Below are 22,771 nucleotides of genomic sequence, written 5' to 3'. Positions count from 1 at the left end.
GGGGGTTTATGTCAGTCGTCGGTGTGGAAATGCGGGTATGTACGACGATGACGGCAGTCGAAACGTATCCCGTCGGACACTTTTGCGCGCGTCCGCAGGTGTCAGCGCGGTTTCGGTAATCGGTGCAGGGCAAGCGAGCGCGAGCGACCCCGGTGGGGCGCAGTCCCGGTTCGACGGGTCCTGTCCCGACGCGACCATCGAGCCGAGCATGGGTCACTGCAACGACGCGAGTATGGACGGCTGTGACGACGACCATCCGGAGACGGTCGCGCTGCAGACGGCCGTTCGGGAGTCGCTCGAGGAGCAGTACGCCGACGTCGCCGCGTTAGTCGACGCGGGGTTCAAACCCTACTTCGATACGCTCGACCGGGACGACGACGGCTGGTCCCACTGGATCAACCCCGAGTACGTCGGCGACGACGAGATGCTGAACCCCGATCGACCGGAGTCCGTGCTGGTGGACAACGGCTCCTGGCGTTCGATCGGCGTGATGTTCATCGCGACTCGAGGCGGCGAGCCCGTCGATCCGCCGCCGGCGGTGTACGACGACGGTGACGAGGGTGACGCCGACGGTAACGGCGGCGACGACACGCCGGACGACGTGATCGACGGTGAGCCGGCGGATGGGGACGATCACGATGGGCACGGTGACGGCCACGATGAACACGACGACGATCACGATGGGTACGGCGAGGATCACGATGTGCAGGGCGACCACGATGGACACGATGACCACGACGGGGCGCCCGGTCGCTGTTCGCCCTGGCACTACCACGCCGGCCTCCCCGGTCGGTTCGGGTGGTGGTACTACCGGCAGGCCTACGAGCAGGACTTCGCCCAGGGCGGACTCGGGAGTCTCGAGCTACCCTGCCGAACGCCCTGTATGCTGCACGTCTGGACCGTCGACCACCCCGAGGGCGTCTACGCCCACGGCGCGCCGCCGCCGGAGTACCGCGAGCAAGCGCCGGCGGAGAACGCCGACCTCGAGACCGACGCCGAACCCGGTACCGACGAACTGAGCTGGGAGACGCTTCCGGAGGATCTCGTGCCCCAGCACCTCCCGGAGGACCTCGCGGCGCTGGTGCCGGGGCTGTAGTGGGTACTCGAAGTTTGGCTTTCAGTCGTTAGTGCTGCGGATTCTCGATTCAGAATCGCTTCGGCAACTACAGATGCGAAGTGACCACTATAGTTTTCATCATTTCAATGCCACGTCCAACGAGTCGCGCTGAATACACAGCGCGAATGTCGCACGACCACTCATCCAGCTATCAGAGCAACACTATCAAGGTCAACACCTACTTTCCCGGCCGCCCTGAAGAAGTGTATGAGCGTCATCCTCGAATTCACGGTTGAAAACGATCAGTTCTCTCTCGGACAAGTATTGTCAGGGCCACCGGAAATGTCTCTTGAACTCGAGCGAATCGTCCCAACAGGAACCGGTATTATGCCGTTCCTGTGGGCAACCGGGGACGATTTCGATACCTTTGAGGAAAAAGTGGCGGATCACCCGTATGTAGACGAGTTCCGTGCAATCGACAAAATAGAGAACAGCACTCTCTATCGTGGTCTCTGGGTTGGAAATCACGACGACCTCACCAAAGGGATTGTGGACGCTGAGGGTACGATTCTTGAAGGACACAGTAACACCGACAAGTGGGAATTTCACCTTCGATTGCAGGATCACGATAAACTATCGAAATTTTATAACTTCTGTACTGACCGCGACATCTCGATCCACATCGTTCGAACGTTCACGGTAACCGAACGGACAGAGAGTATCAAGGAATACGGCCTCTCCCATGAACAGCGGGAGGCACTCATCCTCGGACTTCGTGAAGGCTACTTCGATACGCCGAGAAAAGCGAGTCTGAACGACCTTGCCGATACACTCGGAATTTCCCAACAAGCCATGTCAAATCGAATGCGACGGGGGACGGAACAGGTTCTCAGTGAAGCCCTGCTCTCGACATCGGCGGACTTCGACTGATCCGGAAGGCTACTTAAATGGGTTGTTCGAACAATGGTCCTCCTTGTCCGACTGGATCAGTAAACCAATTAGTAACCATGTCTGGTCACAGTTTTTGTTTGGTCACAGTTTTCACCGTCGGGCTGCAGTACACCCAAGAACCCCAACGTTACGAAAATTGACTGCAAAATGACCGAAGAGACCATTGACTTCAACACGGTAATCGACCTGTGTAGAGATGAGCACCGTCGCATCGTCCTCGCAGTACTCGCCGCAGAACAGCGTTCGCTGACGGTGAATGACCTCCGAACAGTGATTCTCACCTATAATCATCACACGCCAGTTACCGACGTTTCTAAAGAGGTGCTAACAGAAATTGGGGTCTTGCTATCCCACACGCACCTTCCAAAGTTGGAATCTGCAGGGGTCATCGAATACTATTCCGAACGGCAACTCATAGTACCAACAGAACAGTTCGACCAGCTACAGCCCCATCTATCCACGATCATCGGTGCCGATCCAAATCTCGACGAACCAATTGAGTTGTGAGTTCGGGCAGGAGACCCTCTATTTGCGATATGGGGCTTGGAATGCGTCCGTACTGTTTGGGTGGAGATACGGTCAATAAGCACGTCTTTGTATCGGCTACTTCAGGATCGGTTAGGCGAAATAATGTGGATCGCCGTGATGGATTCATCCGCTATATTCAGCAGGCCGTTTCTGACGCCTCTCTTGGAGGCAGGTGGCCACTCCAGTAACGCCTTCAACTGTACTGTACGCGATTTTCACGCCCAGCGTCGACTAACAAAATCGCACTCCCAACCACCGATAGAAGTGGTACTGCTACCTGTGCGTCTCGAGCGACGAGCGAGCGGCGTTAATCGCTCGGTTGCAGGTGGGTCTGTGAATCGCGTGTCGTCGTGTACACGTTCCCGCGGACGCGAATCTCGCCGCGCTCGAGCGGCCGATTGCCCCCGTTCGCGTTCCGAGTGGACCGGGCGAGCCGCCAGAGCGGGCGGATATTGCAGAGCGCGAAGCCGACGACGATGAGCGCGAATCCGGCGACGGTCGCCGCGGTGATCTGTTCGCCGAGGAGCGTCGCGCCGAAGACGGTCGCCACGACGGGCGTCGCGTAGTTGATGAGGCTGACGTTCGTCGCCCCGGTCCGACTCAGGAGGGCGAAATAGAGGAGGAATCCGCCCGCGGTCGCGACGATACCGAGGTACGCGAGCGCCGCGACTGCCGACGGCGTCCACGTCACGCTTCGGATCGACGCCCCCGAATGCGCGTAGGCCGTGGCGTGGAGGACCACCGCGCCGATACCCATCGACCACCCGTGGAGCGACATCGTTGGGAGAACCGGCGTCCAGCGTTCCGTCAGCACGGAGCCGAGCGCGAAGACGACCGCGGACGCCAGGAGCAGTCCGATGCCCAGGAGTTGGCCGTCGAAGGTGCCCCCGGCGACGGCGATCGCGATCACGCCGGCGAGCCCGGCCCCCAGACCGACGATGTCAGTGACGACGATCCGTTCCGTCGGGAGGAGGTGGATCGCGATAAGGGGGGTGATGATCGGCGTGAAACTGAGCACGATCGCGGCGACGCTGCTCGAGACGTAACTCTGGCCGACGAAGGAGAACGCGAAGTGCGCGCCGATGACGAGGAGTCCGTTCGAGAGCACGAGCGCCAGATCCGCTTTCGTCCGGGGTCGCCACTCGAGGCGGCGGAGGAGGACGACGCCGGCGAAGACGACCGCAGCGATGTCTAACCGGGCCGCCGCGAACAGGAGCGGCGGCAGGGTTTCGAGGCCGATTTCGATCGCCGTAAAGGCCGTTCCCCAGACGAGTGCGAGCGCACCGAACAACAGTACGTCTTTCGCATCACTCATATCATATTCTCGTAGTGTGTGGCTGGTTCGAAGTTGATGGAGTGACTATTAGCGGCTCAAGTAAACGATTTGCGAGAATCGTGATAACACGAGTCAACGTAACCAGGGCCGTGTGAGTCATTCAACAGACATGGCTTTTGGAGGGGAGTGAGCGACGGTCGTGACGGCGTGATCGAATGCAGCGATCGAACGCCGATTGTCGTCCGATCGTTCGTCTCATCCGCACCGACCAGCGCGATTTCCGCTTCCCCCACCGATTTAGCCGTTCCCTCCGAGTAGCCGAGTATGGGCTACGATACCGCGTCCAAGACCGATCCGGAGTCAGTCGTCCCCGAGGAGTTCGGCGGCATGTGGTTCCTCAAGGAGGCACTCGAGTCCGACCACGTCGGCTTCTCGATCCTCGAACTCGAGCCCGGCGGGAAGGGGAAAGAACACGACGAGACCCATACGGATCAGGAGGAGATCTATTACGTGGTCGAGGGAACCGCCGAGATCGAGTTGACCGACCGGGGCGAGACGGTGACGCTCGAGGCGGACGAGCTGATCCGTCTCGATTCCGAGGAGTCCCGCCAGATCTTCAATCGTGGTGACGAGCGCGTCAAACTCGTGCTTGTCGGCGCGCCGCTTTGATAGCGCTGACAGTCGATAGGGCCGCTTTGATAGCGCTGACCTTTGATAGCGCTGACAGTCGATAGGGCCGCTTTGATAGCGCTGACCTTTGATAGCGCTGACAGTCGATAGGGACGAGTGGAGGCCAGTGGGAGTAGAAATAGCGAGAGTGGAGGCCAGTGGGAGTGAAGACGAAAATCCTGCTCACGCTGGCGGCGAGGATTTCCGCGCCCTCCCCAGCCGACTCACTCGCTCCTTTCAGTCGCTCATTGCGTCCCTCGCGCAACTACGGGCCGCGACTCGCCGTTCGCTCGCCGCGACCAAGTGCGCGCCACCGCACGTGGTCCGATCGATTCTGGTCGGTAGCGGTAGTCAGATCACGTCGTCGGGGTCGTGAACGTCAGCCATCCGCCGGGCTTCGGCGGCGTACTGCTCCTGCAGGTCGTCATCGTCGACGGCACCGAGGTTGCCGGGATCGGCGTCGATCGCCGCAGTCGTGTCTCGAGCGTCCGTGAACGACGTCAGCGCCCGCTCCTTGCGGAAGTATCGGTCCCCGCCGGTGGTCGCGTAGGTGAGGATGATCAAATTTTGTTCGTCGTCCGAGTACGTTCGTTCGACCAACCAGACGCGGACGGTGTCGGAAGCGGTACTGGCCATGCGTCACTAGTCGTCGCCGAGCGACAAGTAGCTCTGGGCAGCGTCGACTTCGGCACTTCTCGGTCGATCGCGGTTACTCTGACTCCCAGTTGATCTCCTCGCCGCGACTCGAGTCCCGCAGGATGAACGGTCCGATCGCCAGCGTCCGTTTGGCCATCGTCGCGATTCGGAGGATGAAGGCGATCAAGAGGAGGAAGGGGGTGACGGCGACGGTCGAGGTGGCGATGACGATCCAGACGATGGCGTCGATTCCCAGTATCGTTCCGGTCACGGCGTCGGCGTCGAAAAAGAGCAGCATCGAAATCGCCACGACCAACGCGGGTACGGCGACGTACATCATCGCCCGCGAGAGGTTGATCAGCTCCCACTGGAAGTACAGCGTCTTGAAGTGCTCCCGGGCGAGGCCGAACAGCTTCAGCGACTCGAGCAGTTCGTCGTAGGCCTCCTCGGCTTCCTCGTCGAAGGAGTCGACGTGGGCGTTTTTGATCCGCCGCGCTCTGAAAATTTTCCAGGAGTAGTTGTAGTCCAGCGCGGCCTTGACGACGTCGTAGGTGCCGAACTGGGCGTCCTCGAGTTCATCCCGGATCGAGTCGGCGTGGGTCGTCAGGTTGTCGACGAAGTCGTCGACGCGCTCGATGAGTTCGTCGTCCCGACTGTCGGAGACGGCGTCGCGAAAGTCGGTCGCGCGCTCCTCTGAGGCGGCGATGATCGCCTGGACGAACGACGCGGGTTCGGGCGGGCTGATCGGCGCGTCGATCGAGCTCTCGACGTCCTCGCGGAACTCGAGGGCCCCGTCGAGACGGCCGCGCTGGTCCTCGACGGCCCCGAGTTCCTGTGAGAGCACCAGCGAGTTGATCGTCACGACCAGCGTGACGCCGGTGATCAACGCAGTGACGAGGGCCTGAAAGAGCGTGTTGACGGGCGCTTTCTCGCCCATCAGCGCCCGCAGCGAGACGGGGCTGAGTTCCCCGACGGCGAGCAGGCCGACGAAGACGAAGGCCATGAATCCGGCCGTAACGAGCCACCGGTTCGCGTTCAGCAGAAGCTGGTGTTTCCAGGTTGGATCCGTACTCCGCTCGGCCATCGTGTCGCTCGGCTGTGAGCCGTCGCCGCTCATCGCTCGCGAGCTACCACGATGGGGCGGAAATAGCTACGGAAACACTGCAGTCAGCGACGGGACGCAGCCGAGCGCGGTAGCCCGGACCGCGGACTACCCCAGATCCTCGTCCCGTTCGGACTCTCGGAGGATGAACGGTCCCATCGCCAGCGTCCGCTTCGCGACGGTTGCGATCCGGAGAATGTACGTGATGAAGACGACGAACGGCGAAATCCCGGCAACGAAGCCGGCGCTGGTCACCCAGACGAGGTTGTCGATACCCAACGTCGTGCCGAGCAGGGTGTTGGCGTCGATGTACATGATCATAATCGCCATGATCGTCAGCGCGGGCACCGAGATGTAGAGCAGCGCCCGCGAGAGGTTGATCAGCTCCCACTGGAAGTACAGCGTCTTGAAGTGTTCGCGGGCCGGCCCGAAGAGCTTCAGCGTGTCGATCACGTGATCGATCTTCTCGTCGGCGTTCTCCGAAAGCGAGTCCGCGTGATCGTCACGGATCTTGCGGGCGTCGTAGATCTTCCGGGAGTAGTTGAATTGGAGCGCGTTCCAGATGACCTGAAAGGTCCCGAACTGGGCGCCATCGAGGTTGCGTTTGACGGTTTCAGCGTTCCCGGTGACGTCGTCGACGTAGTCTTCGATCTTCTCTCGCAACGCTTCGTCGCGTTCGTCTGCCACCACCTCCTCGAGTTCGTTTGCTCGCTCGGAGACGCCGTCGACGAGTTCGAAGAGGAACGCACCGGGTTCGGGGGGACTCGAGTCCTCGGAAATCGTGTCCTCGACGGTCTGGCGGAAGTCCATCGCCTCGCTCATGCGCTCGCGCTGGTCGCCGATCGCGCCGAGTTCCTGTGAGAGCACGAGTTGATTGATCGTGACGACGATCGAGGTGCCGGTAATGATCGCGCCAATAAACGCCGAGAAGAGCCAGAACGTGCCGTCGTGAGTCGCCACGATCGTCCGCAACGGCGTGAGATCGATCAGACTGGCTGCGACGAGGATCACGTAGACGACGAACAGGATCGAACCGGTAAGCGCCCAGCGATTCAACTGCAACAGGATCCACAACCGGGCTCCGCCCAGCCTGTCCTGCCCGCCGGAATCGTCCCCCGAATCATCGTCGCTCATCGACTGTTCTACCCGACCATGGTGGCGGTCAAAATACCCGGCCCGGGAAGCGACGGCAATGGGTCCCGTTCACACGTGGATACGACGGCGTTCGTTCGCTGACGGCCGGCGAACCGACGAGCGCGCGACGACCTTGATGTACAGATGGCGGCAGCCTGAACTGGCTGGTCGGCGGCGCGGTCGGTGGCGCGATCGGTTCGCTGCTGTTCGACGCGGTGCTGTGACTGGTCGACCCGGCGATCGTCACCGAAGCGATTCCCGGCATATACGGTCTCGAGCCGGTGGGAACCGCCGGCTGGGCGTTCCACGTCGCCCACGGGCTGATACTCGGGAGCAGCTTCGGCCTGCTCGTCACGCGAGGGCCAATTCTCGGAACGATCACGGCCGACGTCGAGATCGGGTTCCTCGCGGCGATGGGGCCCGGACTGCGGCTGACGCTCGCCGGCGTCGTCTACGGACTGGCGGTCTGGGCGGTTCTGCCGGTCATCGCGCTCACCCTCTTTACGACCGTCGGTGGGGCCGGTGACCCCGGCTTCCCGGATATGGCCCTCGAGACCCTCGTCGGACACCTGCTGTACGACCTGCTGCTCGGCGCGCTGTTCGCCCTCATCGCCGAAATCAAACCGGAGGCCGAGGCGACCGATGCACCGTTCGATGAGGCCGACGAGTCAGCGTAAGACTCGAGTAATCGATCGTCAGAGCCCCTCGAGGCCGCTATTCTTCGAAGTCCACTCGCGGAACGAACGGACCGAAGTCGACCGTTCGACTACCGAAAACGCGCCGGTGAGTGCGTAGCGGTTCCCGCCCAGAACGACCCACCGCTTGAACGGCGACTCGCGGAGGCGTTCGTGCACTAGGTCGCTCTGGCTCACCTCCTCGTCGATGCGCTCGTCAGCACTCATACCGACCCTCTCCTCGTCCTTCCGGAAAAACGTACTCGCGGTATTCGGTTCGGACACCCGTTCGAACCGAACTCTCGTCGGTCGCGAATCGAAACGACTCGAGCGGATCGCCCACCGTGGTGCAACAGACGGAAACACTTGTACGAACGGCGATGGTGAGTTCGTTCCGTATGACTGACGGGGTGAGCGACGAGACGGCGAACACGGTCGAAGATCGCGTTCGCGGCGGCAGACTCGCCGTGTGGTTTCTGGTTCGGGGAAACCGGTTGGCCGTCGCCGCCGTGATGCTCGCGGGAGCGTACGCGTTGCTCGTCGCGCTCGGCGAACTCGGCCCGGGGTCGATCGGGAAACTGTTCGAGCCGGACCCCGTCTTCGCGCTGTTTACGCCGCTGATCATCGGCGTCATCATGGGCGTCAGTCTCGTCTTGACGTTCAACCAGCTCGTCCTCTCGCAGGAACTCGGCCCCGTCGGCGACCAGCGCGAACGGATGGCGGAGGCGATGACGTTTCGAAAGGACGTCGAGGACGCCGTCGGCCGAGAGACCAGTCCGCCCGAACCCTCGACGTTCCTGCGCGGGCTCGTCGCGACGACGGGTGAGCACGCACGGACGATTCTCGAGCGTCTCGAGGCCGAACCCGGCCTCGACGAGGCGGCTCGGGAGGACGTCCGCGAGTACGCCGAGGGGATCGTTGCGGACGCAGAGCGCGTCGCGCCCGATCTCGAGGGACAACAGTTCGGGACGTTCGAGGTCGTGGCGGCGGCCCTCGAGTACAACTACTCCTGGAAGATCTACACGGGCCGCCGGGTGCGGAACCGCCATTCCGAGGACCTTTCGGACGACATTCTCGAGACGTTCGACGACCTGCTTGGCGATCTCGAGTTCTTCGGGCCGGCCCGCGAACACTTCAAGACGCTGTACTTCCGGTGGGAGATAATTAACCTCTCGCGGGCGCTGGTCGCCGTCTCACTGCCCGCACTGGCGATTTCCGCCTACATGATTCTGATTTTCGAGACGGGTGATATCGCCGGGACGACGGCCGGGATCGACCACGGACTGGCGGTGGTCGGACTGGCCTTCGCGATCGGCGTGACGCCGTTCTCGATCTTTCTCTCCTACATCCTCCGGATCGTCACCGTCGCGAAGTGGACGCTCGCGATCGGCCCGTTCATCCTCCGGGAGACCGATCGCGGCTCCGACATCGAGTGGGAGTAGCGTCCGACTCGCGCGTCGGATTCACTCGTCGTCGTACGACACGCTGAACGGTCCCGCATCCGGATCCTTCTGTGGCAACATCGGGCCGACCGAGGCGGTCCGTCGGGTGACGGTCGCCGTCCGGAGGATGTAGGCGACCAGCAGGGACAACGGCGTAATGACGACTGCGATGAGTGCGCTCACGACGAATGGCAGGTAGACGGCGCTGATCGTCGGTCCGGCGAGATCCGCGTAAATGAAGCCGATCGTCATCGCCGCCAGAATCGCCGGGACGCCACAGTAGATCGTCAACTGCGAGAATCGGGTGAGCTCTCGCTGCAGGTAGGTCGTCTTGAAGTGCTCGCGGGTCGTGTTGAACAGTTGTAGCGTCCCGATCAGGTCGTCCAGCGCGTCGACCGCGTCGTCGGGGAGCGAGTCGCCGTACCGGCCCCGGAGGTGTTTGGCGACGTAGAGCTGCCAGGCGGTGTCATAGCCAACCGCCGCAGAGACCGCCCTGAACGTGCCGAACGTCGTGTGCTCTAAGGTGTCGTTGATCCGCTCGGTGCTCTCTTCGATGCTGTTCGTGTACTTGTCGATCAACGCTCTGCCCTCGTCGTCGTAACTCGAGACGGCATCGTCGAGCCTCGCGGCGTGGTGGTTGATCGATTCGACGAGCAACTCGAGTAATCGGGTCGGCGAGGCCGGACTCGCCGGCACGTTCGCCGTTTCGGCGACGTCGTCCCGAAACCTCATCACGCCCTCGAGCTGCTCACGCGCGTCGCCGGCCGACGCAAACTCCTGTGAGAGGATCAGCTGGTTGATCGAGACGACGAGCGTAACCAGCGAGAAGGTTCCGGCGATCATCCCGCCGGCGAGTCGAGTGATCGAATCGCCGTTTGTAAAGGCGATGAAGCCGATCTCGTTCATGACGAGAAACAGCACGAAAACGGCGACGGAGACGAGTGCCGCGACGAACAGACGGTCCCCGTCGACCAGAAACCACTCTCGAAGTCGGGTTAACGAGTTCGTTCGTTTCCCGATCTCCGTGCCGTGGGACTCGAGCGTCTCGTCCGTCTCAGACGACCCCATACGATCACGTTCACTCGAGGCGACAATAAGAGGCTGCGTTGCACACACCGATTCGTGCGTTCCGTACACAGTGACGAGTTCGGCCGATCCGACGACCGAACCCGAACGCTGCCGGTTCAGGGCTTACACTCAAATGCGTTCAGGCTGACGATATCACCATGCTCGGTTACGCAAGCCGTCGGCGAGTACGTTCGGTTCCCTCCGCGCGAGGTCGGTATCGATGACGCGACCGGCGACGACCCGTCGGCGCGTGCTCGCCGCGCTCGGCGTCGGCTCCGCGACCGCACTCGCCGGCTGTACCGGCGACGGCGGTCCCGGAATCGGCGGCGATCCGGAGTACGAAGCCGGCGAGATCGGCGAGATCGACGGCGAGCCGCGAACGGAGGACGAACTGATCGCCGCCGAGGCCCTCGCCGAACAGGAGATCGACGAGGGTGTCACGCCGCTCGAGGCAATCTCGCTCACGGACCACGAGTTCGTCTTCGAGGACGACTACCGCGGCTCGACGGTGCAGGGAACCGTCGAAAATACCGGCGACGATCGGATCGAACTCGTCGAGGTCCGCGTCCGAGTTTACAACGACGACGGCGAACAGATCGGCCGTTACCTCGCGTCGACGGGCGATCTGGACGCCGACGTAACCTGGGAGTTTCAGGTCGTACTCCTCAAGTCGCCCCAGGATCTCGCCGACTACGATATCACCGCCCTCGGCACGCCGACGTGAGCACCAACTCCACGCCCTCCCGGTATGTCGACGCAGCACGTTCGGGACGGGGAACACGCTCTTACTCGTGGACGTCCCCGAGCAGGTCTCGAACCCGATCGTTTCGCCGCTCGAGGGCGTCTCTCGTGGCGTTCGGGTACGACTCGAACGGAGAGTCGAGCCCCGGCTCTTCGTCCGGGTTCGGCCAGCCGACGACGTTGCCGACCGCGCCGGCCGATTCGTACGGGGCGGAGACGTAATCGTACACGCCCTCGCCGACAGCAGTCGTCGTCGGGTTGGCGTCCACTCACGGGACGGAGTCGGCGGGCGACCTGAATAAGAACGCGGTCGCTACGGGACGTCGCTGATCGTCGCGCTCGGACTGATGGGGGTGTCTCGAGGACGGCGTCATCATCGTCGTGGCCGTCGCTATCATCTGGTATTTCCACGACCGCGTCATCTCGGCGCTCGCCGAGTGGTTCGGGTTCAAACCGCGAGATGCGCGAGCGCACCGGTTCGAACTCGTGCCGAGAGAAATTCGACCGTCGCGTCTCGGATCGTTACTCGTCCTCGAGAAGAGTGTCGTCGACCCCCTCACGAATTTCATCAGGCGTAAGCGAGAGCGCGTACGCCGGTCGCCCCTTCCCCGTCGGCGACGTTCCGTCGATCTCGACCTCCTCGACGAACCCCTCGTCCTCGAGTCGGTAGAGCGATCGCATGACGTCCGCCTCGGTGATCGTGCCGACGACTTCCGTGTCGACGTACTCGAGTTGGTCTGTGCATACGTGTCGAAGTTCGTGCGTCTGGACTGGTGTCTCGCCGTCTCGATGCAGTTCGGCGACCCCGAGAAGGACGATCTGATTGGTGAGTGACAGCGTCTCGAACGCCTGTTCCGTGCCCATACGGCCCTTTTCGCGTCGACCGTGGTAGTCGTTGCTCTTGCATACACGCCGCGCAAATCGTCATGAAAACGATCGCCGAGTCGCTTACGCCGTCCGATTACGTTCCGCTGGCCGCGATCAAGCGTTCTCTTCGTCCTGTAACTCCGCGAGTTCGGCCTCGACCTCTTCGTCGACCTCGCTTTCGACGTCGTCGAGTTCCTCCTCGTCGACGTCGGTGGCTGGTTCGGACGCCTCCGTCTCGCCCTCGCCCATTTCGGATTTGAGCGTCTCGAGTTCGGCGTCGACCCCGCTGCCGGTCTCGAGAGCCTCGAGTTCGCGGTCGATGTTGTCCTTGTCCGAGAGCACGTCGTCGAAGGCGCCAGACTCGTGGAGTTCGTCGAGTGCGGCGGCGCGTGCCTCCATATCCTCGGTCTGCTCCTCGGCGCGCTCGATTGCGCGGCCGACGTCCTCAAACTCCTCGCCTGTTGCCGTCATCGCTTCCGAGACGGTGGAGCTCGCCTTCGCGGCCTCGTGGCGCGCTTTCATCGTCTCCTTTTTCGTGCGGAACTCCTCGATGCGGTTCTGGAGTTCGTCTTTCTGATCGATCAGGCTGTCTTGCTGGCTCTGGAGCTGGGAGATCTGCCGCTCCAGATCCTCGATCTGGTTCATCTTCGTCTTCTTCTTCTCCAACGCACGTCGCGCCAGATCTTCGCGCCCCTGCTGGACCGCAGTGCGGGCCTGTCCGTTGTGTTTGTCCACGTTTTCCTCGAGACGCCGTTTTTGCATCTCGAGTCGCTTTTTTTGTGTCGTAAGGTCTGCGATGCCCCGTTTGACCTGCTGGAGTTGATCGCGCATCTGCTCGTAGGAGTAGTCGAGCGTCTGCGTCGGATCCTCAGCCCGGTTGAGCACCGAGTTGATTTTCGACCGGATGACGTAGGAGGTCCGAGAGAGGATGCCCATACTCCTACGTATCGCTCGTCGCCCTTAAAAACATCACATCAGCGACAGACGATGATGATAGCGACGGTATTCGGGACGATTCTCGCCGCGTTGATTCTCGTCGTAACTGAAACGGATTACGCACCGATCGCACGGCCGTCGGCGATCGCGTGTGCACCGACTTTCAGTGACTACTATAGGCGGCGAGTCGTCGGTCCATCCATGACTGACGTGCTCGTTCCCGGCGGCCGCGACGTCCGCGGGACGCTCGAGGAACCTGACGGCGAGACGAACGCTATCGTCGTCGCCTGCCCGCCCCATCCACAACACGGCGGCTCGCGCACCGATTCGCGGCTCGTCACGGTCGCGGAGACCCTTCGGGAGTCGGGGATCGCCTGCCTGCGATTCGATTACGGCCCGTGGGACGACGGCTACGGCGAGCGAGAGGACGTGCGCAACGCAATCCGGTGGGCTCACGACGACGACCGGTTCGACCGGGAGCGCGGCGCCGTCCCGGTCGGCGTCTTCGGCTACAGCTTCGGCGCGAGTCAGGCGCTGCTCGCCGCGGCTGACGTCGACGTCGAGGCTGTCTCCGCGCTCGCGCCGACCGCACAGTTGGCCGACGACCTCGATGCCTGCGCGTCGCTCAGGGGACTCGAGTGTCCCGTCCAGATATGCTACGGCGAGCGGGACTCGACCGTCGACTGGGGTCCCGTGGTCGAGCGCGCGCGGGAGCGCGGCGACGAGGTCCTCGCGCTCTCAGGCGATCACTTCTTCGTCGGTAAGAACGCGGCCATCGCCGACGCGGTCGGCGACTTCTTCGAGCGGACGCTGCTCGAGTGAGCGATTCGGTCGCGAGCGTCCCGCAACCGTCTCAATCCCGGCCGTGTCTGGTTAGACACTTCGGCAGACCGACGAGCTCGACCGGCTCGGAGTTGTCCGGCGAGTAGACGACCATCTGGCCTTTCTCCATGTAGGGCACTTTCGACTCGAGCGCGCTCGGGATGTTGACGCTCTTGATCGCGTCCTCGTCCCCGAGGTTCAGGACGACGGTGGTGTTGATCTGTTTGAAGACGGCGTCGTCGATGTCCTGTGGGTCCTGGGTGATGAGAAAGAGGCCGAGTCGTTCCTTGCGGCCCTGCTTGGCGGCTTCCGTGAACTTGGAGATGACCTTCCGGGCCTGGACGCTGTCGGCGTCGGTGAGGAAGTTGTGGGCCTCGTCCATCCCGAGGACGAGCGGCGTCTCCTTGATCCGGTCGAAGGTGGGGTCGTTCGAGAGCTTCTCGTCGATCAGCAGCGAGGAGAGCGCGAGGACGACCGCCTCCGTCGCCCGCGTGTCGTTGACGTGGTAGGTCGGGACGACCGAGAGGCCGCCGGGACGGACGAACTGGTGGATCAGTTCGGTGATCGGGCGGGCGTCCTGGTCGAAGACGTCGTCGAAGCCGAAGACGCGCCGGCGGACGGCGTCGTAGGTGGCCTCGTGGACGCGACCGGATTCGTCGAGTTCCTCGCGCAGCGCGGGGTCGTCGAGGAAGGATTTGAACTCCGCGTAGGTGCCGTCGTCCCCGTAATCGGTGAAGAATCGGTCGATGAGATAGGTGAGCGCTCCGTACTGGTTGTCGTTGAGCGAGCCGCCCGAGACGAGCCAGGGTCGCGTTCGACACATCGTAAACGGAATCGTGAACTCGACTTGCTGTGCGCTGTGGTGGCCCGCGGCGTACGACGCGTCGCCGACTTTCGGGACGAACGCCGTCGTCTCGTCGTGGCCGCCGTAGGCGACGCCCTCGCGCTCGAGCCGTCGCGCGAACTCGTCGTCCAGCTCCGGGTTGTCGTCGTGCATCTGGGCGTACTCGTCCTGCGGATCGAACTGGACGACCGCGGGGCTGACCTCGCGGCCGTCGTCCATCGGATAGCTCCGCTCCTCGGCGAGGAACTGTCGGAGGATGTTCTTCGCGCCGTGGGTCTTCCCCGACCCCGTGCCGCCGGCGATCAAGGTGTGCCGGAAGATCAGCGGATCGCCCGCCTCGTAGTCGTCCTTGATCCGGTAGTCGATCGTCGGCGGCGACGCCGCGGTCCTGACCTTCTCGCCGCCGACGGAAAGATGGCCCAGGAAGACCCCCTCCTCGGGCATCTTGAGTCCCGTCTTGATCTGCTCGGTGTCGTCGGCCATCGCGATCACCGTCTGCGGTTTCGGGACGCGGTCGGTCATCCGCCGCTTGAGTTCGCCGTCATCGTCGTAGAGGACGGCGACCGGCTCGAGTTCGGCGACGAACTTGTAATCCGACTCGTCCACCTCGTCGGTGCGCATCGCGCGCCGGGCGTGGATCTCCGTCGCGTCGTCGGCGTGGTACTGCTGGGCGTACTCGAGGCCGGTGATCCGACAGAACAGCGTTTCGCCGTCGGGGTAGGGTGCGAGCAGGTAGCTGCCGATGCGGATCGACGAGCGGTTACCGTGGGTCACGTACGCACGTAGCGAGGTCTCCTCTTCGTCCTCGGCGACGCGCAGTCCCTGGGAGACACAGAGCGCACCGATGCCGACGTCCTCGCCGCGGGGTTCGACGCTCGTCGCTTCGAAGTCGTCAGTCGGTTCCGTGTTCGTTCCTGTCGACCCGTCGGCACTCGAGGTCGCCGACTCGGAGCCGCTCGAATCGGCTTCGAGGTCGTCTGACGCGGCCGAATCGGTGTCAGCGTCGGCGCTGAAATCACCGAAGTCACCCAGATCGGTCATATCAACTCCATCTGCCCGGGTCCTCAAACCCGTTTCCCTCCGACCCGGCTGTAACAGCGATCGGGTAACACGAACCTACTCGAGAGCAGGGTCCGGTAAACCGGAACTACGAGTTCTCTCGCGGAGGTAATCCCGGGATAGACGCTCGGATCGAACGACAATCGCGTGGCGAAAAGGGGTGATCGGGGAGTCGGCGAAACGCGTCGGAAGCAGGTACGGCTGAGACCGGCTAATTCCGTCAGTTGGACGGAGATGGCGGGTTCCGGTGAGTGCAGTTACTGAATCGTCGACAGCTCCGCTTCGTCTCGAACGACCAGCCCGGAGTCGTGATCGAACTCGAGCACGCCGATGTCGGCGAGCGTCGGGAGATGCGAGTGGTAGAGCGAGATCCTCGCCTGCTCGGGATCGATGTCGACGTCGTGTGCAACGAGCTCCGATGCGAGCTGTTCGACGGAGAGCGGTCGTTTGTGGTCCGACAGGATCGAAACGATCGGCATCCGGACGGGGTGGACGATCGCGTCGAGCAGCTCCCGTCCGCGGTCGCCTTCACAGAGCGCGAGCAGTCCCGCGAGGTCTGCGGGGTGGACCGGCGGTTCGTCGACCAGTTCGGTCCCGGTTTCGGCGTCCCACTCGAGGATGTCGTACTCGGCCAGTCGAGGGAGGTGGTTGTGGACGAGGCTGACGCGGACGTCGTGTCGGGTCTGTCCCGTCGAGACGTCGAGGGACTCGCGTTCGACGAGTTCCGTCGTGAGTTCCTCGAGGGTGAGCCGCCTCCGGTAGGTACCGAGTACCTCGAGGAGGCGAAGACGCCGTGGATGACGGAGGACGTCGTAACACTCCGTCGGAACGTCTGCCAACGGGCCCCGCTTGCTTCCGCCGCCGAAGGATGCTTCCGAACTCATTACTAACACCCACTGCTGCAGGGGGCATAAGCCCGTTTCCAAAACGATTTGGCTCCGGAATCCGTGATTACTCTCGTAAGATTGGGATAACCCCCTGAGAGGGGCGAGATTCCGGCGTAGCGGCAATGGTTCGGGGGATCAGAAACGGTAATATACGGCAGACAGTAACGATTTCTACCCAGTTTCGGTACTGGAGAGACGGGAACTGGCCCCGCCGTTCGCCGGAGCGCGTCGCCGGCGATTCGGGACTGTCGACCGATCGACCGAGCGGACTCCCGTGCCACTGTCTTTTTGCAGTCGCGAGCCGTATTCGGCCTATGATCCTGGTACGCGGTCGTGCCGGCGGCACCGAACTGACTGGCACGCTGTACGAACGAGGTGAACGAGCGCCCTCGTTTCGCGGCGCGCCCGACGAAGACGCCGCGTACGTCTGGGTCTGTGACGAGTTCTACGAGGTCGACAGCGGCGGGTCGACGCAGCTGGTCGACGGGCGCGAGGTGAACCTCGCGTTCGAGTCGCCCATGCCACGCGGCTTCGATACTCGAGATCAGGCCCTCGAGGGGGCTAAAGAACACGTTCGGACGCAGTTCGCCCGGATCGGCATCGATCCAGTCAACGTCGAACTCGAGGTCGAGAAACGCGACGACGACGCCGGCGCGTAATCGCGCGTTCCCGACGCCGAGCACCGCATTTCAGCTTCGTGTGCAGTCTCGCCGGTACTACCGGTTCCCGGCCGATCGTCCGCCGACGAACGCCAGTCCCGTCCCGACGACGATCGCCGCCGTTGCCGGTGCCGAGAGACCGGGGACCGAATCGCCGTCGTCCGTTTGGTCCCCGTCATCGGTTGTCGTCGAGTTCGTCCCGGATGCACCGTCGCTCTCTCCGTCGTCAACGGCGTCCGTTTCGAGGTCGTGTGGATCCGGGTGGTCGAACGCCGGTACCGCATCCCCTCCGCCGTCGATCGTGACGGTGGCGTCCTGATCGAAGATCGGGAGCGGCATCTGCCGAAGGACCTCGACGCGACTCTCGCCGACGCTGATCGTCGCCTCGGACGGGGGTGCATCGTCGGCCACCTCGACGGTGATCGTCGCGAGTTCGGCGTTGCCCGTCGCGCCGTCTTCGACGGGGTCACGCCACTGCTCGAGGACGGCCGTGCCCTCGTCGTGAGCGAGCACTCGTTCGGCCTCGACGTCGGTCTCCGTCCCCTGCTCGAGCCACGGCCCCCGCTCGATACCGGTGATCTCGAGGTAGTCGGGGTGGTACTGCGCGACGAGCGCGACCGATTCGACGCCCTCCCCGCCGTGACCGCCCTGGCTCTGCATGGTGATCTCGAGGGTGAACTCCTCGCCGGGATCCGCGTCTACCGCGTACGGCGACGGCCGGAGCACGGCCGACTGATCGCCGGCGACGGCCGTCCCGGCGGCGAGCCCCAGCGTCGCGACGACGAGGACCGCGAGGGCTGTCCCGACGAGTACGGTGCCGGCACCGACGGCGATCGATCGGTGAGTGGGGTTCACTTGGCGGATGAGATTCGATCGGCGGGTGGGTTTCGGAATCACGATCGGTCGGTTAGCTGTCGTCGCCGTCTGACGGGCGTTCGGCGGTTTCCGTTCGGTCCGCGCCGTCGTCGCTCGAGCGACTGCGCGCGTAGAGGTACGCGCCGGTACCGCCGCCGGCGATCGCGCCGAGCGGTCCGAAGCCGGGCATGCCGTCGCCCTCGTCGGACTCGTCACCGTCGTCGGTGTGGTTGTCCGGATCGCCGTCGACGCCCGAATCGTCGTCGTTCGGATCTTCGACGGCCGCGGCGCTCACGTCCGCGCGGAGCTTGAAGTAGTCGTAGCCGTCGGAGGTCGGCACGTCGAACTCGTAGGGCCAGTGCGCTTGATCCGGTTCGTACTCCCCGAACAGTCGCAGCGCTGGCTCGTCGACGTCCTCGATGAGGGCGAGCAGGTCGTCCGCGTCGAACGTGATCTCGACGCCGTCGCCGTCGACGGTCGCCGACTCGGCCTCGAGGTCGTCGCCGGTGCGGATCACCGCGCGGAACGAGTCGGGCTGGATCTCCGCGGCGCCGTCGGGCACGTCGATAGTCAGCGTGCGTTCGTCGCCGTCGCCAGTAACCGTCGCCTCGTCGACCGTCTCGTCGACGCGGAGGATTCGGTTCTCGCGCTCGGGTGCGATGGTGTCTCTCTCTTCCAGATAGTCGAGGACGAACGGCCCCTGGAACTGACCGGACTGGAGGACGATTTCGGCCCCCGAGAGGATCGCGGAGTTCCCGATGCTGTAGTCGTTGTGCGCGAGATAGTACGTTTCGTCCTCGTCGACGGGCTTGCCCCCGATGAAGACGTTGTCGACCCAAACATCGTCCTCGTGGCCCATCCACTCGTAGGAGACGCCCGAGACTTGGATCGCCGGCTGCGCGCCGAAGGCGTCGTCCGGGTGGGCGCGCACCTCCTCCTCGAGGTAGTCGACGACCTGCCGGCCGGTCACCTCGACGACTTCGATCTCGTTCGGGAACGGCAGCACGTCCATCACGTCCGCGCCCGTGATCTCGCCGGGACCGAGCGTCGACCCGCCGCGGATGCCGCCGCCGTTCTGTGCGGCGATGTCGACCTCGATGTCGCCGATCTCGCCGACGGTCCGCATCGCGTCGGTCATGAGGTTCCCCCAGTTCGTCTCGACGGCGTAATTGTCGAACGTGGCGTTCAGTTCGACCTCGCTCTCGACGATCGGCTGGCCGAGTTCGTCCTCGAGTTCGCCGGTCCACTCGTCGGTCAGGTCGGCGAGGTGCTCGTCCTCCGGAATCTCGTCGGTGTAGCGAACGCTGATCTCGTCGTACTCCTCGGCCGCCGGCGAGGGCTCCCACTCGGGGAGCAGGAGATCGGTCCGCTGCCAGTCGGCGAGGTCGCCGTTCGCGTCGAGCGTGATCGAGCCGACGTGGTCGAACTCGTCGCCGAACTCGCTGATGATCGTCCCGTCGACGACCTCCGGTTCGTCGGAGACGACGCCGGAGTGCGAGCCCACGATGGCGTCGAGACCGTCGACCGCCTCAGCGAGGGTGTAGTGGACGCCCGTCGAGACGTGCGAGGCACAGACGACGACGTCCGCACCCTCGTCCCGAAGCGCGTCGGCGGCCTCCTGTGAGCCCTCGACGTAGCCGAGTACCTCCCACTCATCAGGATAGTCGGTCAGCGAGTGAAAGCCCTCGGAGACGAGGCCGAAGACGCCGACGGTCAGGTCCCCTTTCTCGAACGTCCGCCACCGTTCCGTACCCGGAACCGGCTCGCCCTCGTCGTCGAGCAGGTTCGCGACGACCCAGGGGAACTCGCTCTCCTCGAATCGAGCGGTCGCGACGTCGGCGCCGAAGTCGTACTCGTGGTTGCCGACGCCGACGACGTCGATGTCCGTGTAGTTCAGCGCCTCGATCATGTGCTCGCCCTCGAACTCGAGTCCGAGCACCGAGGGAGCAATCTCGTCGCCGTTCCCGACGAACATCGACTGTTCGGCCGCCTCGAGCGCTTCCTGTACGACCGTATAATACCGCGCGATGTTCAGTTCAGACTCCTGAGCGTCCTCGAATCGACCGTGAAAGTGCGTGTCGTGGACGAGCGTCACCGTCTCGTCGGCGGACTGCGCCGCCGCGCTCGCCGTGGTCGGCAGGAGCGCCGCGGCCGACACGCCGGCGGTCGTCCCGAGAAATCGTCGTCGACTCGAGTCGACGGCGGGTTCGTCTTCGCGACTCTCGATCTCGCCAGATGTTCGTGTCATGGTGACACTCATTGATAGCAGCCATTAATATGTTTATGACCAATCATTTCCGTGGATGCTTTTTACACATCCACGACCGAATGGGCGACGTAGTCACACGTACCAGCCAGCATTCCTCGTCCTCGTTCGTACCGGCTAGTACTCCTCGTCCCACCGGTGATCGTCGTAGGTTCGGGCCTGGGACGTGTCGAACTGCGTCTCGAGGGTCTCACGCAGCGACCGTTTCTCCGAGCGGCTGATGCGGGCGAGTTCGTCGGCCTTCTGGACGATGGTCGGCGGCCCGTGGGCGACCGCGACGTTCTGTAGCAACTGGAGCGTCAGCCGTTCGCGCAGTTCGGGATCCCGCGTGAACGCGTAGGGGGCCTCGATCCGGTAGACGAGATCGTCCCGCGGGTCGTAGACGACGAAGAACGTCACCTCGTAAATCTCGTGTGGCAGTTCGCGCTCGACTCCGAGGGCGTCGCCGTCGACCGAGAGCGGCCGGTCGACGCCACCCCGCGAGCGGAACCAGTTGGTGTAGGTCAGCGCCGACGTGTCGCGCTCCCAGCGCTCGCCCTCGACGTCGTCGACGTACTCCCCGCGCTCGAGCAGTCGGGTGAACAGCGCCGAATCGTCGTTCCACGGGGCGCTGATATCGACATCCCGACGGGACTTCAGCGTCCGCGTGATGACGCGCGTCGCCGGATTCTTGACAAACCCTACGAGCGGCACGTCCTTATCGACGAAGCGCTCGACTAATCGGACGTAGTTCTCGAGCACCGTCGTGGGTCGCGGGTCCTCGAGCAGGAAGTCCGCAAGGTCGGGGTGCTGGTCGGCCCAGCGCAGCAGTCCGCGGGGGTAGAGCGGACCGTCGAGCACGAGCAGGTCTTCGACGTCTTCGGCGTGATCGCAGGCGTGTTTGCTCTCGGCTAAGTAGAGTGCGAGCGCGTGGACGACGCCCTCCGCGAACCGCGGGAGGGGCGGGATCTTCACGGCACGACTCCGGCTGTAGCCTTCGTCGAACTTCCCCCAGGTCTCGTCGACGGTCATCGTCTCGTCGTTCGAGTGGACCGTCATCACGGTGGTTCGCGAGCGGTGGAGGTCGAGGTCGCTCGGCGTCGCGCTCATCGCGGCCTGCGCGATATCGATGACGAGGCCGTTCTTGAACGTCGTCGGGTTGATCGTCCCCGCGTCGAGGCCGTGTTCGGTCGGGAACGGCCGGTCGTGGAGGGCCACGTCCTCACAGTCGACGTACCGGCGGCGCTGCTCGCCGACCGGGTCGACGACGGTCCGGCCGTCGTCGAGCAGCGGATCCAGAAACTCCGCCCAGACCGTCTCGGCGAACGCCCGGCGGTCGCGCTCGTCGGCGCCGTGATCGATCCGCCTCGCGAGTCGCGCGATACCGTCGTAGTGGACCGGATCGAGCGTCATATCCTGTGGCGCACAGTCCACCCGCAAAAAGTCAGCGGTCGGGGGTGGCTCGAGCCGCGCTCGTCGTTAACTCGAGGGCGTGTAAATTACCATCAGAAAAATTATGTGTACCGACGATGTGGGTGTCTCCATCCCGATGTCCAAGCGAGGAAAGCACGCGAGCGAAACTGACGGCCAACCGATCAATTGGCGACAGAACGGCGACGGCGTCACGCTCTACGACGAGACCAACCCCGACGCCTGGGTCCGGATGACGTTCGAAGCCGGCGTCCGGCCGGAACACCGGCTCTTTATGATCTGCGACGACTGCGGGGCCGTCTTCGCCCAGCGGACCGCACCCGGCCACAGCACGATCTGTGGCGACTGCGGGGCGACGTTCGAGCACCGGCGCGACTAACTCGTTCTGTTTGCTCGGGTGCTCGAGGTGTACACGCAGTGGTTGCTGCGTCCAGAACGTGGCAAGTTATTATTGTATTCGATTCGATATCTTCAGTATGGAAAAGATCGTACTCGCTCCCGCGATGGGTGAACTCGACGATGGAACCGATCCGGCGATGTCCGTCGGCGTTGCCACCGAGTGCGCCGCTGGACTCGACGTCTCACTGTCCGGCCTCATCTATCCGGACGGGAGTCCGATCGAACAGGCTCGGCACATTTTCGAGATCATCGACGAGATCGTCGAAGACGACCTGGGCGGGGACCTGAGCGACATCACGCTCCTCCGCTTCTACGTCCGGGACGACGTGCTTACGTCGGCGTTTCGCCACCAACTTCACGACCTTCGGCGCGACCTGTTTGACTAGCCGGAGTTCCCCGCGGCGACGATGATCGGCGTCTCGAAACTCGTCGACGAGGATGCCGCTATCGAAATCGAGGCCGAAGCCCGCATTCCCGAAGAAGAGTGGG

Annotated in this window: 25 protein-coding genes; 11 read left to right on the top strand and 14 right to left on the bottom strand. The window is 63.4% G+C overall.

What is annotated here, in order from left to right:
* Positions 1-37 precede the first annotated feature (37 nt).
* The 3 genes from ACSFC5_RS15775 to ACSFC5_RS15765 all read left to right on the top strand — a co-directional run bounded on the left by ACSFC5_RS15775 (position 38) and on the right by ACSFC5_RS15765 (position 2,515).
* Entirely contained in the window at positions 38-1,096 is a 1,059-nt protein-coding gene (locus ACSFC5_RS15775) for a hypothetical protein (protein WP_440766190.1), read from the top strand.
* A gap of 228 nt (positions 1,097-1,324) precedes the next feature.
* Positions 1,325-1,987 carry a helix-turn-helix domain-containing protein gene (locus tag ACSFC5_RS15770; RefSeq protein WP_440766189.1) on the top strand — a complete coding sequence of 221 codons (663 nt, stop codon included), beginning with the start codon at positions 1,325-1,327 and terminating at the stop codon, positions 1,985-1,987.
* A gap of 168 nt (positions 1,988-2,155) precedes the next feature.
* Positions 2,156-2,515: a DUF7344 domain-containing protein gene (locus ACSFC5_RS15765; protein WP_440766188.1), complete on the top strand. Its 360-nt coding sequence runs from the start codon at positions 2,156-2,158 to the stop codon at positions 2,513-2,515.
* Positions 2,516-2,843: 328 nt separating this feature from the next.
* On the opposite strand, the gene ACSFC5_RS15760 is transcribed toward ACSFC5_RS15765, so the two are convergent.
* Positions 2,844-3,851, bottom strand: coding sequence for a DMT family transporter (locus ACSFC5_RS15760; protein ID WP_440766187.1), 1,008 nt, complete (start codon positions 3,849-3,851; stop codon positions 2,844-2,846).
* Positions 3,852-4,136: 285 nt separating this feature from the next.
* Between ACSFC5_RS15760 and ACSFC5_RS15755 the strand changes: the two genes are divergently transcribed.
* Positions 4,137-4,481 carry a cupin domain-containing protein gene (locus ACSFC5_RS15755; RefSeq protein WP_440766186.1) on the top strand — a complete coding sequence of 115 codons (345 nt, stop codon included), beginning with the start codon at positions 4,137-4,139 and terminating at the stop codon, positions 4,479-4,481.
* A gap of 351 nt (positions 4,482-4,832) precedes the next feature.
* Here the strand turns inward: ACSFC5_RS15755 and ACSFC5_RS15750 are convergent, their stop codons facing one another.
* The 3 genes from ACSFC5_RS15750 to ACSFC5_RS15740 all read right to left on the bottom strand — a co-directional run bounded on the left by ACSFC5_RS15750 (position 4,833) and on the right by ACSFC5_RS15740 (position 7,353).
* A complete protein-coding gene (locus ACSFC5_RS15750) occupies positions 4,833-5,117 on the bottom strand; it encodes a DUF7967 family protein (protein ID WP_440766185.1) in 285 nt (94 codons plus the stop codon).
* Positions 5,118-5,190: 73 nt separating this feature from the next.
* Positions 5,191-6,234, bottom strand: coding sequence for a DUF7972 family membrane protein (locus ACSFC5_RS15745; protein ID WP_440766184.1), 1,044 nt, complete (start codon positions 6,232-6,234; stop codon positions 5,191-5,193).
* Positions 6,235-6,327: 93 nt separating this feature from the next.
* Positions 6,328-7,353, bottom strand: a complete 1,026-nt coding sequence (locus ACSFC5_RS15740; RefSeq protein ID WP_440766183.1) for a DUF7972 family membrane protein — start codon at positions 7,351-7,353, stop codon at positions 6,328-6,330.
* A 281-nt stretch (positions 7,354-7,634) separates the two neighbouring features.
* Here ACSFC5_RS15740 and ACSFC5_RS15735 point away from each other — a divergent pair, with 281 nt between their 5' ends.
* A complete protein-coding gene (locus tag ACSFC5_RS15735) occupies positions 7,635-8,030 on the top strand; it encodes a hypothetical protein (RefSeq protein WP_440766182.1) in 396 nt (131 codons plus the stop codon).
* Positions 8,031-8,048: 18 nt separating this feature from the next.
* Here ACSFC5_RS15735 and ACSFC5_RS15730 read toward each other — a convergent pair whose 3' ends face one another.
* Positions 8,049-8,255, bottom strand: a complete 207-nt coding sequence (locus ACSFC5_RS15730) for a hypothetical protein (RefSeq protein ID WP_440766181.1) — start codon at positions 8,253-8,255, stop codon at positions 8,049-8,051.
* 170 nt (positions 8,256-8,425) lie between these two features.
* Between ACSFC5_RS15730 and ACSFC5_RS15725 the strand changes: the two genes are divergently transcribed.
* Positions 8,426-9,469 (top strand): DUF7972 family membrane protein, encoded by a 1,044-nt coding sequence (locus ACSFC5_RS15725; protein WP_440766180.1) that lies wholly within the window; start codon positions 8,426-8,428, stop codon positions 9,467-9,469.
* Positions 9,470-9,490: 21 nt separating this feature from the next.
* On the opposite strand, the gene ACSFC5_RS15720 is transcribed toward ACSFC5_RS15725, so the two are convergent.
* A complete protein-coding gene (locus ACSFC5_RS15720; RefSeq protein ID WP_440766179.1) occupies positions 9,491-10,537 on the bottom strand; it encodes a DUF7972 family membrane protein in 1,047 nt (348 codons plus the stop codon).
* 220 nt (positions 10,538-10,757) lie between these two features.
* On the opposite strand from ACSFC5_RS15720, the gene ACSFC5_RS15715 reads away from it, so the two are divergent.
* Entirely contained in the window at positions 10,758-11,261 is a 504-nt protein-coding gene (locus ACSFC5_RS15715; protein ID WP_440766178.1) for an FxLYD domain-containing protein, read from the top strand.
* Between the two features lie 61 nt (positions 11,262-11,322).
* On the opposite strand, the gene ACSFC5_RS15710 is transcribed toward ACSFC5_RS15715, so the two are convergent.
* From ACSFC5_RS15710 to ACSFC5_RS15700, 3 genes are all read right to left on the bottom strand, one after another.
* A complete protein-coding gene (locus ACSFC5_RS15710) occupies positions 11,323-11,547 on the bottom strand; it encodes a hypothetical protein (RefSeq protein ID WP_440766177.1) in 225 nt (74 codons plus the stop codon).
* Between the two features lie 253 nt (positions 11,548-11,800).
* Positions 11,801-12,142 carry a hypothetical protein gene (locus tag ACSFC5_RS15705; protein WP_440766176.1) on the bottom strand — a complete coding sequence of 114 codons (342 nt, stop codon included), beginning with the start codon at positions 12,140-12,142 and terminating at the stop codon, positions 11,801-11,803.
* Positions 12,143-12,259: 117 nt separating this feature from the next.
* Positions 12,260-13,081, bottom strand: coding sequence for a PspA/IM30 family protein (locus ACSFC5_RS15700; RefSeq protein WP_440766175.1), 822 nt, complete (start codon positions 13,079-13,081; stop codon positions 12,260-12,262).
* A 201-nt stretch (positions 13,082-13,282) separates the two neighbouring features.
* Here ACSFC5_RS15700 and ACSFC5_RS15695 point away from each other — a divergent pair, with 201 nt between their 5' ends.
* Complete coding sequence (locus ACSFC5_RS15695) at positions 13,283-13,903, top strand: alpha/beta hydrolase (protein WP_440766174.1); 621 nt, start codon at positions 13,283-13,285, stop codon at positions 13,901-13,903.
* Positions 13,904-13,934: 31 nt separating this feature from the next.
* On the opposite strand, the gene ACSFC5_RS15690 is transcribed toward ACSFC5_RS15695, so the two are convergent.
* Positions 13,935-15,788, bottom strand: coding sequence for an ATP-binding protein (locus ACSFC5_RS15690; protein WP_440766173.1), 1,854 nt, complete (start codon positions 15,786-15,788; stop codon positions 13,935-13,937).
* A gap of 275 nt (positions 15,789-16,063) precedes the next feature.
* Positions 16,064-16,690, bottom strand: coding sequence for a DUF7344 domain-containing protein (locus ACSFC5_RS15685; protein WP_440766172.1), 627 nt, complete (start codon positions 16,688-16,690; stop codon positions 16,064-16,066).
* Positions 16,691-17,007: 317 nt separating this feature from the next.
* Here ACSFC5_RS15685 and ACSFC5_RS15680 point away from each other — a divergent pair, with 317 nt between their 5' ends.
* The gene (locus tag ACSFC5_RS15680; protein WP_440766171.1) at positions 17,008-17,352 is read left to right on the top strand and encodes a DUF7113 family protein; all 345 of its coding nucleotides are present in this window, start codon (positions 17,008-17,010) and stop codon (positions 17,350-17,352) included.
* Between the two features lie 57 nt (positions 17,353-17,409).
* On the opposite strand, the gene ACSFC5_RS15675 is transcribed toward ACSFC5_RS15680, so the two are convergent.
* From ACSFC5_RS15675 to ACSFC5_RS15665, 3 genes are all read right to left on the bottom strand, one after another.
* Positions 17,410-18,207, bottom strand: coding sequence for a hypothetical protein (locus ACSFC5_RS15675; protein ID WP_440766170.1), 798 nt, complete (start codon positions 18,205-18,207; stop codon positions 17,410-17,412).
* 52 nt (positions 18,208-18,259) lie between these two features.
* Positions 18,260-20,455, bottom strand: coding sequence for a bifunctional metallophosphatase/5'-nucleotidase (locus tag ACSFC5_RS15670; RefSeq protein WP_440766169.1), 2,196 nt, complete (start codon positions 20,453-20,455; stop codon positions 18,260-18,262).
* A 135-nt stretch (positions 20,456-20,590) separates the two neighbouring features.
* On the bottom strand, positions 20,591-21,865 hold the full coding sequence (locus ACSFC5_RS15665) for a DNA double-strand break repair nuclease NurA (RefSeq protein ID WP_440766168.1): 1,275 nt from the start codon (positions 21,863-21,865) through the stop codon (positions 20,591-20,593).
* A 136-nt stretch (positions 21,866-22,001) separates the two neighbouring features.
* Between ACSFC5_RS15665 and ACSFC5_RS15660 the strand changes: the two genes are divergently transcribed.
* Positions 22,002-22,262 (top strand): hypothetical protein, encoded by a 261-nt coding sequence (locus ACSFC5_RS15660; protein ID WP_440766167.1) that lies wholly within the window; start codon positions 22,002-22,004, stop codon positions 22,260-22,262.
* Positions 22,263-22,359: 97 nt separating this feature from the next.
* The gene (locus ACSFC5_RS15655; RefSeq protein ID WP_440766166.1) at positions 22,360-22,668 is read left to right on the top strand and encodes a RidA family protein; all 309 of its coding nucleotides are present in this window, start codon (positions 22,360-22,362) and stop codon (positions 22,666-22,668) included.
* Positions 22,669-22,771 lie beyond the last annotated feature (103 nt).

Origin of the sequence: Natronorubrum marinum, from assembly GCF_052040125.1 — an archaeon.
In the GTDB taxonomy this organism is placed as follows: domain Archaea; phylum Halobacteriota; class Halobacteria; order Halobacteriales; family Natrialbaceae; genus Natronorubrum.
The sequence above is the reverse complement of the archived record's forward strand: the minus strand, read 5'-3'. Positions and strand labels throughout refer to the sequence as shown.